Below are 16,631 nucleotides of genomic sequence, written 5' to 3'. Positions count from 1 at the left end.
TGATGGAATCAGTCTTACTTTTTGTTTACTGTTCTTATTGAACGATGGATGTTTCAACTTCTTTCGTATAGCTAAACGAAGCCCGACCACAGCAACAAATCCAATTAAAAACATGACTAGCATCCATATTCGACTAATATTAATGTCCATTAAACCCACTATACTTCTTAAAAGTACACTAATTGTGACACCTATACCACCAGCTATCATTCCATAACTAGAATTACTTCCATTTGAAAATATATTTAAATTATTAAACTCTTGGTAAGTAAGTTTTGTATATTTAATAGGTATAAACCAATTTAGCATAGGACACAGGTAAGAATACCAATTTTGTTCTAAATCGATCATTAAATATTGATTATCTTTTTGAATGATTTTATATCTAGGATTTTTATATATTGTATATACCTGTTCCATTCGTTCTCACCAATTCTATTTAAATTTAAACATTGATTTAGAATTACTATAACTCAACCATGCTGTTTATAAATTTTATATTTAACTTTACCAAGGTTAAATGTCATCATATTTAAAAAACTTTGAAAAACCATTAACAAAACCCAAAACATGTAAACGATATAATTTATTTCCGTTTGAATAAATAACATATTTATTCCTATATACAAAGTTAAGGTTAGAATAATATATAAAGTGACTATTGCACATATATGTTTAAAGGTTGGTGTTACCAAAATCTTATGACTATTTTCTTTCGTGTTTAACATTCTGATTTTATTTTTATTTCTTAGAAAATAATGCAATAGAGTAATTATTGAAAATGTGATAATAACTATTGATATTGCAGAAATAAAATGAATAGGTATTCCTGCAATTTGAATTAAAGGCCTCAATAATACAGCAATGAGTATCGTCAACCCTGCAACAATAGGCGAATATTTTTTATTGGCCTTTTTTGATTGGTTAGGATTAATTAAATCACTATATTCTTTTTCACTTAATTTATAACCATTGATATATGACCAATTAATCATTGGGAAAAAATAAGAGATTAAATATTGTTGTAAATCAATTAAATATACTTCTCTATCACTCTTTAAAATTTTATATCTAATATTATTATTTAAATTTTCAATATACCCTCTCATTTTTTACTCCATTTCATAGGATTGACATCCTAATTCACTTACCTTCATGCTTTCTCACAAAATTCCTATAACTTCTTTAATTTGGCTTATATGCCTGAATAATCTTTTTCAACATCTTTTCAATGTAATTTTCATCTAAAGAATCAGGTTTAATTAATATATTAAAGTAAATGGGTGAGAAGATGAGATCTATAAATAAATCTTGTTCTTCATCTTTAATATGATTGCTAATAATCTTTTTTAATGTTTTACGATTGTTATTGAAATAATTCGTCATGAACATTTCACGTGCTTCGATTTGTTGGTGACTGACAAGTATTTCAATAACTGCACTACCTAATTTCGTTTTATAAATATCTTTAATTTTCACTAAAAATTGAAACAAATCTTCATATAAATCGCCATTATCGTCTATAAATATTTTGTGAGATTGTTCAACAAACATATCCATAATAATTGAAGCTTTATCTTTCCATCTACGATAAATCGTTGCTTTAGAGATGCCTGTATTTTCCGAGATCTGATCAATTGTAATGTCCCTAAAGTGCGTTGTTTCAAGTAAACGATTAATTTCATCATAAATTTTCTTATTTATCGTTGGATCTTTCGGTCTTCCAGCCATGTTTATCCCTTCTTTTACGGAAAATAAATTCAACCATTTCAAAAATAACTAATGCACTTACAAACCATACAACAAATCCGCCAATAATACTAACTAACCACATTTGAGTAGCTTGAAGAAGACCCCAAGTAGCTAAAATACTAAAGAGTACGCCGATCATGCCAAAGACTGCCCCTCTACTCACGTGCATCGCAACCTTATCGCCAAATTGCATACCAGTGATAAACATTGAAACTAAGAACACAGCTGGAAAGGTTGCGAAAATACCTCCAAACTCTTTCCACGGTAATACGACTGAGACGATATAACTAATCAATACCGCAAATCCACCTACAAGAAATTTTATTAACACTAATTTCATTACTTAAATGCCTCCATCATTAAATATGTTTGACTACAAATATTGCTACAGATATGACTAACCAACATACAATTGCAAATATCGTTCCGCTCTTATAATTTCTCTTACCTATAAATAAAGAAGTTAAAAAGACAGTAATGATACAAGATACAATTCCAACTACAGCGCCTGTACTTAAATGTATAGACATTTGAATAAGTTGATGTCCTCTATGGTCTATAGCTAAAGCAATAACAGCGGCCAGGTAGACTGCCGGCATAGTAGCAATAATGCCACCTAATTTACCGCCAACTTTGTCTGCTATCACTGATGCCAGTGCGACAGCAAGACCACCTATAACGAAATGAAGAATAGCACTAGAAATCGATATTCCAAACACAATAACCCTTCTTATCAATTAATTATTAAACGAAACGTTTCGTTTACTTTTAGTTTAAATCGATTAAAGGTTGTTGTAAACATATCGTTTAAAATACCTAATTTTCTAAAAATACAAATATTCATTGTTTCACGTTAAACAGTTATTCAAATGATTGAATATGAAAGAAAATTTACTAAGTTTAAAAGTGCGCTCGTTGAATTGAACGTTTTGAGGTTAGTAATAATTATCTTTATTTTACGTAGTATTGTGAACTTTTTTAGATGTGTGAAATTCAGCTTACTGAAAAACGATTATGCACTAAAACGTCATGAAGAAAAAAAGAGTAATTAATTATAAATAGCGAAATCTCATTATCTGTAAACGGTGTTTTGCTATTTATATTATATTTATGACAATTTAGACACAATGTTGTTTTCCATTTTATATATTTTATAATTAAATTAAAGAAATTATTTAATTCATCTAAGAAAGGACATCAAGCTATGAAATTAAAAACAAAATATCGATTCTCTATCAGAAAGTTTTCAATAGGAACTGGCTCTGTATTACTAGGTGCCTTTTTATTCGTAGGCTTTCAAGATGTAGCTCATGCAGATGAAATCCACAATAACACGTCACTTCAATTAGGTGATACGACTTCTAAACCACAACCTTTGGAAAATGAAGTGACTAAGTCATCAAATTCAGAAATATCAACCCAAACTCCAACAACTAACACGACTCAATCTGAAAACACTTCTAACACTAAAGAAACTGATTCTCACATTACTAGCGAAAAACCTAAACAAATAACAGATAATACGAATGCACAAACAACTGCATCTTCGTCTACTACGAACAAACAAAAAGTACATACTCGTGTACGACGTTCTGCAACGTCACCTATTACTTCAGAAGGTGTATTAACTGATCACGCAACTATCGCTACGCCTAATATGGATAATCCAAATGGTGCGTCAGTTAAAAATAGAGAGGTCGTAACTCCACAGCCTAAAAATTCAAATACAACACCAACGCCAAATGTAGTATTTGAAGCAAATCCTGACCCTAATCAATACACCATTGCTATCACAGATCTTACAAATTTTAATACTACATACCATACAAAATATTATTATCGTTTATCAAAACCATATGACGACTCTGATAATATCACTATTCAATTGGTAGACGGTGTAAATAATTCTATTGTTGAAACAAAATCAATCAACGCAGATGGTGTAGTAACGTTTGGAGAAAATAGTTTGGCACATGTTGTAGCAACTCAAGATCCTAACAAAGCTAAATATGCCTTACTAGATTTCACGTTTCTACATACTCTAAATCAATTTAAACAAACTGTGCCAGCGATTAAAGTGCAATTCAAAAGTGATAAAAATGGTAATCTTGGTAATCAACGTACGAGTCTAAGAATTTTTGACGTTTATAATAGTGCGAATGAAGGAAATACCTCTCCTGATCCTCAGTATTTTATTCCGATAACCGCTTCTCTAACAACGCACTATCGTGTAATAAATAAAAATAATCCTACATTCCAAGCTGATAAAAACGATATCAATACACAAACTTATGAGCCAGATCATACTGAACAAGAATTAGCTCATTATACAATTCAAGGTATGGGAGGACAAACATACACCGCTTCGAATGTTCGTAGATTTAAAGGCTATAAATTATATCAAACTGTGAGTCCTGATAATATGTCTGGTACATTGATATCTGCATACCCAGTAGGATTAAGATATGTAGATGCTACAAATAGTAACGGTGGTATCAAACGTATCAAAGAGGTAGTAGGCGAAGACGGCACAACACGTGTTGAAATTTGGACACTATCTATCGACCATATGTCAGAGGCCGCTAAATCAACTGGTATTGACACTACTAACTACGTGAGAGTTTATGCAGAAACGTTAAAGCCTGGTGAAAGAAACATGGAACATCTAGGTGAATACATTGATATACCTGGTTATCCGAAACCATTTAAAATACAACCAGCAAGTGAAGGTGACGCTGCAGGTATGCTTTTCGCACCTAAACAAGTCATTAACGGGGTTCAAGTTGGTTCTGGAGGTAACTTCCGCTTACAAAACTTTTTAGCAAGAATTAAACCAGCAGACTATTACTATACTACGCTTGATCCAGTTGAAGTAACGTTAAAAGTGCATAATATAATTAAGGGCGATCATAATCAAACTCCAGGTGAATTCACCTTTAATATAGAGGCAGGCCCTCATTCACCAACAATTCCAGATGCTTCACAATCAAAAACGAATGCAGAGGATGGTTCAGTAACATTTGATAAAATCGCGTTTACTAAGCCAGGTACCTATACTTATACAATTACTGAAAATAAAACAAATTTAAATCCTAATTATGATGCTGAACCGTTGCGAGTAACTGCTACAATAACTGTTATTGAAGAAGACGAGATGTTAAAAGCAAATGTGGTTTATAGTTACGATGGGGATAATGATGGTAACCAGGCATTCACAAATTATTACGTTGAACCCCAACCTTTTGATTTAAATATTCCTTTCACTAAATCTTTAACAGGACGTAATTTAAAAGATGGAGAGTTTCATTTTGCTTTAAAAAATGATAAGGAAGAAGTGCTAGCTACAGGTGTCAATGATGCTCAAGGTGCAATTAACTTTACCTTCTTAGACGGCAAACGTCCTACGTATACCAATGCAGATGTTGGACATACATTTAAATATAATGTAGAAGAAGTTCCGAGTAACGAAGAACGTATGACAAGCGATCCGATGAAAGCCGTAATCTCTGTAAACGTACTTAAATTTGAAAATACAGAACTACATACACTTACCGTTACATCAATCGCACCATTAGATACAGAATTTAATAATACTTACACGCCATTACCAGCAACAGCCAAACTTGAATTCACTAATGTTCTTGATGGCAAACCTTTAACTGATGGTGAGTTCCAATTTACCCTCTCAGAAGGTGACCACGTGCTTCAAACAGTGTCTAATCAGAATGGCAAAGTCACGTTCGATCATTTAACTTATAATTCTGTTGGTAGTCATACGTATACAGTTAAAGAAGTACCGGGAACAGATACGAACATTGATTATGACCCTATGGTGGCGACTGTTACAGTAAATGTAACTAAAGATCCAGTTACTGGTAATTACGAAGCTACGATTGTTAATCCTAATGACACTGAATTTAATAATTATTTTGTAAGTCCAATTGCTTTAAGCTTTGATTTCTCGAAAAAACTACTTAATCGACCTTTAAAAGCTGATGAATTTGAATTCACACTGAAAAATGAACAAGGTAAGGAAGTCGCACGTACTAAAAATACGATTGACGGTAAAGTCATTTTCAATAATATTTCTTTCAAAAATAGTGACGTGGGTACGCATACTTATACAGTAGAAGAACTACAAGGTAATGATCCAAACATTACTTACGATAATATGAAAGCTATTGTTAAAATTTCAATTTCTAAAGAAGGCCATATTTTACAAAGTAAAACTGAATTACCAACGGATACTGAGTTCAATAATACTTACATTCCTTTACCAGCAACAACTAAACTTGAGTTTAATAATATTCTTCTTACTGGCAAACCTTTAACTGATGGCGAGTTCCAATTCACCCTTTCTGAAGGCGACCATGTACTTCAAACAGCGACAAATCAGAATGGCAAAGTCACTTTCGATCATTTAACTTATAACTCTGAAGGTAGCCATACGTACACAGTTAAAGAAGTCCCAGGAACAGACACGAATATTGATTATGATTCTGCGGTGGCAACTGTTACGGTAAATGTAACTAAAAATCCAATCACTGGCAATTATGAGGCTGTGATTGTAAATCCTGATGACACTAAATTTACTAACTATTATGTAAATCCAATTGCTTTAAGCTTTGATTTCTCAAAAGAATTACTTGGTCGACCTCTAAAAGCTGACGAATTCGACTTTGTACTGAAAAATGAACAAGGTAAGGAAGTGGCACGTACTAAAAATACGGTTGACGGAAAAATCATTTTCAATAACATTACTTTCAAAAATAGTGATGTAGGTACGCACACTTATACAGTAGAAGAACTACAAAGAAATAATCCGAATATTACCTACGATAGTATGAAGGCTAATGTGAAAATTTCTATTACAAAAGAAGGACATATACTGCAAAGTAAAACTGAATTGCCGGCGGATACTGAGTTTAATAACACTTATATTCCTTTACCAGCAATAGCTAAACTTGAATTTAATAATGTTCTTACTGGTAAACCTTTATCGAATAGCGAGTTCCAATTTACCCTTTCTGAAGGTGACCACGTGCTTCAAACAGTGTCTAATCAAAATGGTAAAGTGATATTCGATCATTTAACTTATGATTCTGAAGGTAGTCATACGTACACAATTAAAGAATTGCAAGGAACAGATACGAATATTGATTATGATCCTATGGTGGCGACTGTTACAGTAAATGTAGTTAAAAATCATCTTTCTGGAAATTACGAAGCTGTGATTGTTAATCCAAATGACACTGAATTTAATAACTATTATGTGAGTCCCGTTTCTTTAAGTCTTGATTTCTCTAAAAAATTAATCGGTCGACCTCTAAAAGCTCATGAATTCGACTTTGTACTTAAAGATGAACAAGGTAAAGAAGTGGCGCGTACTAAAAACACGATTGATGGTAAAGTCATTTTCAACAATCTTACTTTCGAAAATAACGATATTGGTACGTATACTTATACAGTAGAAGAACTTCAAGGCAATGATTCAAATATTACTTACGATCATATGAAAGCTAAAGTAAAAATCACAATTACAAAAGAAGGCCATATTTTAGTAAGTAAAACTGAATTGCCAGCAGATATTGAGTTTAATAATACGTTCACACCAGTAAAAATGCCAACACCAAATAAAGTTCTTGTGCCAAAACCTCAAAAAACAACTGAACATAAAGTTGAATACGATAAAAAGGCGAAATATAATAAAGAAATTGAATTAATGAAAGAAACTAAATTCAATAAATATAATGAAATTCATAAAGTAGCTTCACTTCCAGATACTGGCATTTCTGATAAGAATAACGATAAAACATTGTTCGCTACAATATTCGCTGGATTGGGTAGCCTTATTCTATTAGGCAGACGAAGACGAAAATCTAAATCAATTTAGAAATTAAATAAGAAGAAGTTGAGAGATAAGAAGTTAACTCGACTTCTTCTTTTTTTGTAATAAATAGTATTAATATATTTCTTACTGTCGATAGAAGTAATAAAACGGGGGAAGTCATTTATACAATTCTCCTAAGACTGCCTTCCGTCTAATAAATTGAGTGATTTCAAATATATTGATGCGAATTTTATTACTTAATATTTTTGTGTTAAGGTTTTATCAAATCAATTCCAAACAAGCGAGGTTAATCATCCATGTATAAGAATTTAATCTTTGATTTTGACGGAACAATTGCTGATTCTAAGCAATGTAGTGTGGTGGCTACACAGAAGACTTTTCGAGATAAAGGTATGACAGAACCTACAGTGAAAGATATTGAATATTATATGGGAATCCCTATTGAAAGATCCTTTAGATTAATGAGTCCAACACCATTAGACGATGTACAATTAGAAGAAATCATCACTACATTTAGAAAGAATTACAAAGACATAGAGGCATCTTATCTACAACTTTACAAAGGGATGTCTAAACAACTTAGCATGCTTGCTGAAGACAAGAGATTGTTTGTCGTCTCGAGTAAAAAGACAGATGTACTGATTCGTAATCTAGAAATATTAAAAATAGATCATCTCTTCACCGAAGTCATTGGTTCTGACAAAGTTGACAATTACAAACCTGCGCCTGATGGTATCAACTACATCTTAAATAAGTATCGCCTCAATAATAAAGAAACGATCTATATCGGTGATGCCATATTTGATATGCAAATGGCCAATAGCGCAAACGTATCCTCATGTGCAGTAACTTGGGGCACACATAGCGAAGATGAACTAAAATCCGAAGACCCAACGTTTATCATCAATAATGTTACTGAATTAAACTTTTAAATGATTTAAAAAGTAAATAAACACCCCTAATAAACACAAAAAAACGAGTAAGTGCAACCCTATATTGCATTAACTCGTTTTCTCTTCTTACTATTTCTTATATATTCTAATCTTTATTTCATAATAGTCATCATGGTCTTTATCTTTATGTTCAACACGTAAGCCAGACTGCTCGATGGCTTGAATACTCTTACCAACTTCATCTCTCGCTTGAGTCACATCTTGAGAGAATTGGAACGTCTGTGCTTTAACCTTTTCAGGACCTGTCTTTTGACGAACTTTATCTTCAGTTTGTTTCACATTCAATTTTTGATTAATGACTTGCTCAATTAATTCCTCTTGCTCGTCCTCTGATAAGACTAAGACAGCACGCGCATGTCTTTCAGTAATCTTACCTTCTCGTAATCGTTTAATCACATTAGGAGCAAGCTTTAACAAGCGCAGTTTATTAGCGATAAAACTTTGGCTTTTACCTAAACTTTTAGCCAATTCACTTTGTGTTGTATCTCCAATTTCAAGCAATTTCTTGTATGCTTCCGCTTCTTCTACCACAGATAAATTCTCACGTTGAATATTCTCAATTAACGCAACTACTGCGGTTTCTTCATCATTCATATGGCGAATGATTACTTCAGCTTGTGGTTTATGCAAAGATTGTAATGCTCTGAATCGCCGCTCACCAGCAATAATTTCAAACATGTCTTCTTCAATCGGACGTACAACAATAGGTTGTAACAAACCATGCTCTTCAATTGATTCAGCTAATTCTTTTATCTTATTTGGCTCAAATACTTGTCTTGGTTGATAACGATTGGGTACGATACGTTCAATATGAATGGATTCTACATTATTATTGCGTTCTTCTTCAGTATAACCAACGATGTCATCTTTATTTTTTAAACCAAATAATTTTGAAAAAGGTTTCTTCATATCCATTCTCTCCCTCTCAATTATTTGTATATGAATGATGTTAAATCTTAACTTTCAAGTAGTGGAGATTTATTTGGCGTACCTGGTTTTCTAGGATATTTCTTAGAAGTCTGTCTACGTTTATCAATCACAATCATTTGTCTTTCGCCAGCATCTTCAGGTAATTCAAATGTATATGTTTCTCTCACATTTCCACCTAAAATATTAATAGCAAACTTCGCTTCTTGCAATTCTTCTTCACCTTTTGAAGATTTAAGTGCGATGAATTGACCACCTTTTTTAACTAAAGGTAAGCACAATTCACTTAATACTGTGAGACGCGCAACAGCACGAGCTGTAACAATATCATAAGACTCCCTGTAGTCTCCCTTGCCATATGATTCCGCACGATCATGTACAAAACTTACATCTTGGAGACCGAGCTCAGCAGCTAAATGATTGAGAAATTGAATTCGTTTATTCAATGAATCCACAATCGTTACCTTTAATTCAGGAAAAACAATTTTCAAAGGAATACTTGGGAAGCCTGCACCAGCTCCAACATCGCAAATACTCTTATCTCCATCGAAATCATAATAGAAACTAGGTGTAATTGAATCATAGAAGTGTTTTAAGTATACATCATGTTCTTCTGTAATACTTGTTAAGTTCATCTTTTCATTCCACTCAACAAGTAATTGATAGTACGTTTGGAATTGTTCTTTTTGCGTGTCAGACAATTCGATACCATGTTCTCTTAATTTCTCAGATAGCCATTCTACACTCATGATTGATTCACCCTTTGAAGTTTTCCTTGTTCTAAATAAACAAGTAAGATTGAAATATCAGCTGGATTTACACCTGAAATACGAGACGCTTGAGCAATGTTTAAAGGTTTGACTTCTGCTAATTTTTCTCTAGCTTCAGAAGCTAAACTATCTACTTTACTATAATCCAAGTCTTCAGGAATTTTCTTCTCTTCCATTCGTTTAACTTTTTCAACTTGTTGTAAAGATTTATTGATATAACCTTCATATTTCGTTTGAATTTCAACTTGTTCTTCAACCGCTTCAGGTAAGCGATGTTCTTCTTCTAAGATTTCTAGAATTGTGTCATAAGTCATTTCTGGACGGCGTAATAAATCAATGGCTAAGATACCATCTTTCAAGCGTGAACCGCCTTTAGACTCAATCACTGATTGTGTATGATCATTCGGTTTAATACGAATATCTGTTAAACGTTGAATTTCATCTTGAATTTGTTGGCGTTTCTCATTAAAGCGCGCATAACGTTCTTCAGAAATCATACCTAATTTATAACCTACATCAGTTAAACGTAAATCTGCATTATCATGACGTAATAATAAACGATATTCAGCACGAGAAGTCAATAATCGATATGGTTCATTCGTACCTTTAGTCACTAAGTCATCGATTAACACACCAATGTATGCATCAGAACGACTTAAGATTTTCTCTCCAGTACCTAATACATTACCTGCTGCATTAATACCTGCCATGATACCTTGTCCAGCTGCTTCTTCGTAACCTGATGTACCGTTGATTTGACCTGCAGTATATAGATTTTTAATTGCTTTCGTCTCAAGTGTTGGCCATAATTGCGTAGGCACAATCGCATCATATTCAATCGCATAGCCTGCGCGCATCATGTCAGCCTTTTCGAGACCTGGAATTGTCTCTAACATTTGACGTTGAACATGTTCAGGAAGACTTGTAGATAACCCTTGCACATACACCTCATTCGTATTGCGTCCTTCAGGTTCTAGGAAAAGTTGGTGTCTAGGTTTATCGTTAAAGCGAACAAATTTGTCTTCAATTGAAGGACAATATCTAGGTCCAGTACCTTTAATCATTCCTGAATACATCGCAGATAAATGAAGATTGTCATCAATCACTTTATGCGTTTCACCATTCGTATACGTTAACCAACAAGGTAGTTGATCTAGAATATACTCAGTCGTTTCATAACTAAACGCACGTCCTACATCATCACCAGGTTGGATTTCAGTTTTAGAATAATCAATCGTTTTCGCGTTCACGCGTGGAGGCGTACCTGTCTTAAATCTGACTACATCAAAGCCAAGTTCTCTCAAGTTATCTGCCAATGTAATTGATGGTAATTGATGGTTTGGACCACTTGAATATTTCATATTTCCTAAGATGATTTCTCCGCGTAGGAATGTACCTGTCGTGATAACCACGGCTTTAGCATGGTATTCCGTTCCAATGTTTGTACGTACACCTTTAACTTCATTATCTTCAATAATTAACTCGTCTACCATGCCTTGCATAATATCTAAGTTATCTTCGTCCTCAATCACACGTTTCATCTCTTGTTGATATAACACTTTATCCGCTTGTGCACGCAATGCTCTTACAGCTGGTCCTTTACCAGTATTCAACATACGCATTTGGATATGTGTCTTATCAATCGTCTTCGCCATTTGTCCACCTAACGCATCAATTTCACGTACAACAATACCTTTAGCAGGACCACCCACTGATGGGTTACATGGCATAAATGCGATATTATCTAAATTAATTGTTAACATTAACGTCTTCGCACCACGTCTTGCCGAAGCTAAACCTGCTTCGATACCTGCATGTCCAGCACCGATGACAATTACATCATATTCTTGAACCACTTTTTTACCTCCTCGTATTCTGTATCCTTATTTCCTTGAAAATGAAGACATCCTACCGTCTTATTTATCACGTTTCTCACATCATTATTTACCTAAGCAAAATTGACTAAACAACTGATCAATGAGTTCATCACTAGCTGATTCTCCAATGATTTCACCAAGTATTTCCCAAGTACGTGTCAAATCAATTTGAACCATATCCATAGGTACACCTGATTCAGCTGCATCAATAGCATCTTGAATTGAATGTCTCGCTTGTTTTAGCAACGAAATGTGACGTGAATTAGACACATAAGTCATATCTTGATTTTGCACTTCTCCGCCAAAGAATAAATCTCGAATTTGAATTTCTAATTCATCTATACCTTCTTGTTTAAGCATAGACGTTTGAATTAATGGCATATCGCCAATCATTTCTTTTACTTCATTCATATCTAAACGTTGTTCTAAATCTGTTTTATTAATAATGACTATAACATCTTCGTTTTTAATCACTTCATATAATGTTTGATCATCCTCTGTAAGAGGTTCGTTATTATTCAATACAAATAGTATTAAATCCGCTTCACTTAATGCTTTACGTGAGCGTTCGACACCGATTTTTTCAACAATATCTTCTGTGTCACGAATACCTGCCGTATCGACTAATCTAAGTGGTACCCCTCTTACATTGACATATTCCTCAAGCACGTCTCTGGTAGTACCTGCTACTTCAGTAACGATTGCTTTATTATCTTGAATAAGATTATTCAACATTGAAGATTTACCTACGTTAGGACGACCAACGATGACAGTAGATAGCCCTTCACGCATAATCTTACCTTGCGTGCCTGTTTCTAATAGTCGATTAATTTCTTCTTTAATATTCTTAGACTGTTCGAGTAGAAACTCAGTTGTCGCATCTTCAACATCATCGTACTCTGGATAATCAATATTTACTTCGACTTGAGCGAGAATCTCTAATATGGATTGTCGTTGACCCTTGATTAAATCACTTAAACGACCTTCAATTTGATTCATTGCTACTTTAGATGCACGATCTGTTTTAGAACGAATAAAATCCATGACAGCTTCTGCTTGTGATAAGTCAATACGACCATTTAAGAATGCACGCTTCGTATATTCACCAGGTTCTGCCATTCTTGCACCATATGTCATCGTTAATTCTAAAATACGATTAATCGTTAAGATACCACCATGACAATTGATTTCAATAATATCTTCTCTAGTAAATGTTTTAGGTGCACGTAATACTGAAATCATTACTTCTTCTACTGTTTCATTCGTTTCAGGATCAACAATGTGCCCGTAATTAATCGTATGTGTATCCACTTCTGCTAATTTTTTCTTTCCTTTATAAAGGGTGTCTCCAATTTCAATTGCTTGTGGACCTGAAAGGCGTACGATGCCAATAGCTCCTTCACCCATAGGAGTTGAAATACTTGTAATCGTATCAAAATCCATAAGAGTCTCGCCTCCTTATTCAAGTAAAAATTCATTATAACATTGTAAATTGTTTCATTATAAAAAGCTAATATACTGTTTAAATATCATTTTAGGTTAGTCTTACGTTTGTCTGAGGTAAGACTTCGGTTAGTGTTAACAAACCCGTCCCCTCCCCTATTTAATCTTTTTATTGAAGACTTTTGCTATTTTAAGAACATGTTCTAAGCTACCTTGTATTTCAAGTGTTGTCATATCTTTGGCAGGTTGCCTAGCAATCACAATAATGTCTCTAGCAATAATATCTTCTTTATGCACTTTAAAATTTTCTCTAATCGCTCTTTTAATTCTATTTCTTGTTACAGCATTTCCTAATTTTTTTGAAACACTAATGCCTAAGCGAAAATGTTTATTTTCACTATTATTATAGGTGTATACAACAAATTGTCTATTTGCAACAGATTTCCCCTTTTTATATATCGTTTGGAAATCTGAATTCTTCTTTATACGATATGCTTTTTCCACATAACATCACTCGCTTATTCAATTATCCATTATATGAATATTTTTATTTCAAATGAATCTTTCACTATATTAAAACGAAAAAAAAGACCACTGATGAGTCAGTGATCTTATGCTGATAAAACTTTACGGCCTTTACGACGACGGCGCGCTAAAACTTTACGGCCATTTTTAGTGCTCATGCGTTTTCTGAAACCATGAACTTTACTATGTTTACGTTTATTTGGTTGATAAGTACGTTTTACCATGCAAAACACCTCCATCTGTATTCAATTATCTAATATCTCCAATTTCATACCTAGAAACTGGCTCATATACATAGATAAATTATCAAAGTATGCTCAGCCTATAGTACTGAGATACTTTTTTGAGCAATTGCTCTCTTATTGTGTCTGCTATAAATAAATATCTTATTTAGCTCATTATTATCTAGTCATAATTCAAGCAACTACTACAATATAACAAAATCCCTTTTATAAAGCAAGATGATTTTATGACGTATCGCATAACTTTCACCTTCATTATGAGATTTTAAATAGATAGCATTCAAAATATGACTCTCATTTTCTGCATTATACATTTTTCATACATGTATTATAAATTATTTCCCAAGCGATTATTAAGAGAAGATGAAGAATTTATAAAGTTATCCACTTATTCACAAAAATGTTAGTATTTTCTGTGGATAAAGTATTCTTCATTCACACGGTTATACATTTTTTAGAAACATATTCACACCCATTTGACATCTGTCGAAGTTAAAAAGTATAATTATGTGGATAAGTCGTTCAAATTGTGATTTTATAAGGATTTATTTATCAAATTTATATACATAAACACTGTGAATAAATCATAGTATTGTATTAGTTATCCACTATCTGTGATTAACTTGTGGATAATTATTAACATGCTGTGATTATTTTTATCCACCGGTGTTATTTCTGTGTATAAGTCTAAAATTTTAAGAAAGATGGAGTTATTTATGTCAGAGAAGGAAATTTGGGACAAAGTTTTAGACATTGCCCAAGAAAGAATTTCACATACCAGCTATCATACGTTTATCAAAGATACGCAACTCTACTCACTTAAAAATGACGAAGCCATTATTTTAACAAGTCTGCCATTTAATGCGAGTTGGCTAAATCAAAGATACTCCGAAATTATGCAGGCTATTATATATGATGTCATTGGTTATGAAGTGAAACCCCATTTTATTACAGAAGATGAGCTTGCTAACTACAGTAATGCGACATCTCACGCAACTCAAGAACCTCAAACTGCTGCTCCAACCCATGATGAAAATAATTGGGGAAAAGAACAATTTAATACGCATAACACATTCGATACTTTCGTAATTGGACCGGGGAACCGCTTCCCACACGCAGCAAGTTTAGCAGTAGCTGAAGCACCAGCCGAAGCATACAATCCTCTATTTATATACGGAGGCGTAGGTTTAGGTAAAACTCACTTAATGCATGCAATTGGTCACCATGTCCTTAGTAATCAACCGAATGCGAAAGTCATTTATACATCAAGTGAGAAATTCACTAACGAATTTATTAAATCAATTCGTGATAATGAAACTGAAGCTTTCCGTGAAAAGTATCGAAACATAGACGTGTTACTTATTGATGATATTCAATTCATTCAAAATAAAGAACAAACTCAAGAAGAATTCTTCCATACATTTAATGAATTGCATCAAAATAACAAGCAAATCGTCATTTCAAGTGATCGACCACCTAAAGAAATAGCTAAATTAGAAGATCGATTACGTTCACGTTTCGAATGGGGACTCATCGTTGATATCACACCACCAGATTACGAAACAAGAATGGCAATCTTGCAAAAGAAAATAGAAGAAGAAAATCTTGATATACCGCCTGAAGCACTCAACTACATCGCTAATCAAATTCAATCCAATATCCGTGAACTTGAAGGCGCGTTAACAAGATTATTAGCTTATTCAAAATTACAAGGTAAACCTATTACAACTGAATTAACTGCAGAAGCACTTAAAGATATTATTCAAGCACCAAAATCTAAAAAAATTACAATTCAAGATATCCAGAAAGTCGTAGGTCAATACTACAGTGTGCGAATTGAAGATTTCAGCGCTAAAAAACGTACAAAATCTATTGCGTATCCTCGTCAAATCGCAATGTATTTATCTAGAGAACTTACTGATTTTTCTTTACCAAAAATTGGCGAAGAATTCGGCGGTCGTGATCATACCACTGTGATTCACGCACATGAAAAAATTGTAAATGACATTAAAGCAGATCCAACATTTAAACAAGAAGTCGAAAATTTAGAAAAAGAAATTAGAAATCAGTAGCGGGAAATAGTGTGACAAGTAGCAAATTACTAAGACAGAGATTTAAAAATATATATTTCGGGAATAATTACAACGAAAAAAAGCATATTAAATTTCTTGAAAAGGTTGAGGCATGAAGTTAATAATTTGAGAAATTGTGGATAATGTTTAAAAGTAATACACAGCGTACACAGTTTATCCACATGTGTATAACTTTGCGATTACAAACTTTTTAGGACT

14 protein-coding genes are annotated in these 16,631 nt (G+C 33.3%); 3 read left to right on the top strand and 11 right to left on the bottom strand.

Going from position 1 to position 16,631, the window contains the following annotated elements; genetic code table 11:
* From HMPREF2580_RS04220 to HMPREF2580_RS04200, 5 genes are all read right to left on the bottom strand, one after another.
* The coding region (locus tag HMPREF2580_RS04220) for a DUF443 family protein (protein ID WP_070830598.1) at positions 1-420 on the bottom strand (420 nt) is incomplete at its 3' end.
* Positions 421-473: 53 nt separating this feature from the next.
* A complete protein-coding gene (locus HMPREF2580_RS04215) occupies positions 474-1,109 on the bottom strand; it encodes a DUF443 family protein (RefSeq protein ID WP_070830596.1) in 636 nt (211 codons plus the stop codon).
* 76 nt (positions 1,110-1,185) lie between these two features.
* Positions 1,186-1,731: a TetR/AcrR family transcriptional regulator gene (locus tag HMPREF2580_RS04210; RefSeq protein WP_002445074.1), complete on the bottom strand. Its 546-nt coding sequence runs from the start codon at positions 1,729-1,731 to the stop codon at positions 1,186-1,188.
* Positions 1,697-2,092, bottom strand: coding sequence for a DUF3147 family protein (locus HMPREF2580_RS04205; protein WP_002445072.1), 396 nt, complete (start codon positions 2,090-2,092; stop codon positions 1,697-1,699). Before HMPREF2580_RS04205 ends, HMPREF2580_RS04210 begins: the two co-directional genes overlap by 35 nt.
* A 19-nt stretch (positions 2,093-2,111) precedes the next feature.
* Positions 2,112-2,471: a DUF3147 family protein gene (locus tag HMPREF2580_RS04200; RefSeq protein ID WP_002445070.1), complete on the bottom strand. Its 360-nt coding sequence runs from the start codon at positions 2,469-2,471 to the stop codon at positions 2,112-2,114.
* A gap of 485 nt (positions 2,472-2,956) precedes the next feature.
* Between HMPREF2580_RS04200 and HMPREF2580_RS04195 the strand changes: the two genes are divergently transcribed.
* Together HMPREF2580_RS04195 and HMPREF2580_RS04190 are read left to right on the top strand one after the other, a co-directional pair.
* The gene (locus HMPREF2580_RS04195) at positions 2,957-7,645 is read left to right on the top strand and encodes a Spy0128 family protein (protein ID WP_070830594.1); all 4,689 of its coding nucleotides are present in this window, start codon (positions 2,957-2,959) and stop codon (positions 7,643-7,645) included.
* Positions 7,646-7,899: 254 nt separating this feature from the next.
* Positions 7,900-8,535 carry an HAD family hydrolase gene (locus tag HMPREF2580_RS04190; protein ID WP_070830592.1) on the top strand — a complete coding sequence of 212 codons (636 nt, stop codon included), beginning with the start codon at positions 7,900-7,902 and terminating at the stop codon, positions 8,533-8,535.
* A 90-nt stretch (positions 8,536-8,625) separates the two neighbouring features.
* Here HMPREF2580_RS04190 and noc read toward each other — a convergent pair whose 3' ends face one another.
* The 6 genes from noc to rpmH all read right to left on the bottom strand — a co-directional run bounded on the left by noc (position 8,626) and on the right by rpmH (position 14,322).
* Positions 8,626-9,465, bottom strand: coding sequence for a nucleoid occlusion protein (gene noc, locus HMPREF2580_RS04185; RefSeq protein ID WP_070830754.1), 840 nt, complete (start codon positions 9,463-9,465; stop codon positions 8,626-8,628).
* Positions 9,466-9,512: 47 nt separating this feature from the next.
* Positions 9,513-10,232 (bottom strand): 16S rRNA (guanine(527)-N(7))-methyltransferase RsmG, encoded by a 720-nt coding sequence (gene rsmG / locus HMPREF2580_RS04180; protein ID WP_070830590.1) that lies wholly within the window; start codon positions 10,230-10,232, stop codon positions 9,513-9,515.
* Positions 10,229-12,109, bottom strand: a complete 1,881-nt coding sequence (mnmG, locus tag HMPREF2580_RS04175; RefSeq protein ID WP_070830588.1) for a tRNA uridine-5-carboxymethylaminomethyl(34) synthesis enzyme MnmG — start codon at positions 12,107-12,109, stop codon at positions 10,229-10,231. The genes rsmG and mnmG overlap by 4 nt, the downstream gene beginning before the upstream one ends.
* Before the next feature lie 84 nt (positions 12,110-12,193).
* On the bottom strand, positions 12,194-13,573 hold the full coding sequence (gene mnmE / locus HMPREF2580_RS04170) for a tRNA uridine-5-carboxymethylaminomethyl(34) synthesis GTPase MnmE (protein ID WP_044466543.1): 1,380 nt from the start codon (positions 13,571-13,573) through the stop codon (positions 12,194-12,196).
* Between the two features lie 156 nt (positions 13,574-13,729).
* Positions 13,730-14,077 (bottom strand): ribonuclease P protein component, encoded by a 348-nt coding sequence (gene rnpA / locus HMPREF2580_RS04165; RefSeq protein WP_070830586.1) that lies wholly within the window; start codon positions 14,075-14,077, stop codon positions 13,730-13,732.
* Between the two features lie 107 nt (positions 14,078-14,184).
* Entirely contained in the window at positions 14,185-14,322 is a 138-nt protein-coding gene (gene rpmH, locus HMPREF2580_RS04160) for a 50S ribosomal protein L34 (protein WP_000240855.1), read from the bottom strand.
* 734 nt (positions 14,323-15,056) lie between these two features.
* On the opposite strand from rpmH, the gene dnaA reads away from it, so the two are divergent.
* Entirely contained in the window at positions 15,057-16,412 is a 1,356-nt protein-coding gene (gene dnaA, locus HMPREF2580_RS04155; RefSeq protein ID WP_044466541.1) for a chromosomal replication initiator protein DnaA, read from the top strand.
* Positions 16,413-16,631 lie beyond the last annotated feature (219 nt).

Source organism: Staphylococcus sp. HMSC036D05, from assembly GCF_001836225.1.
GTDB lineage: Bacteria > Bacillota > Bacilli > Staphylococcales > Staphylococcaceae > Staphylococcus > Staphylococcus caprae.
The sequence above is the reverse complement of the archived record's forward strand: the minus strand, read 5'-3'. Positions and strand labels throughout refer to the sequence as shown.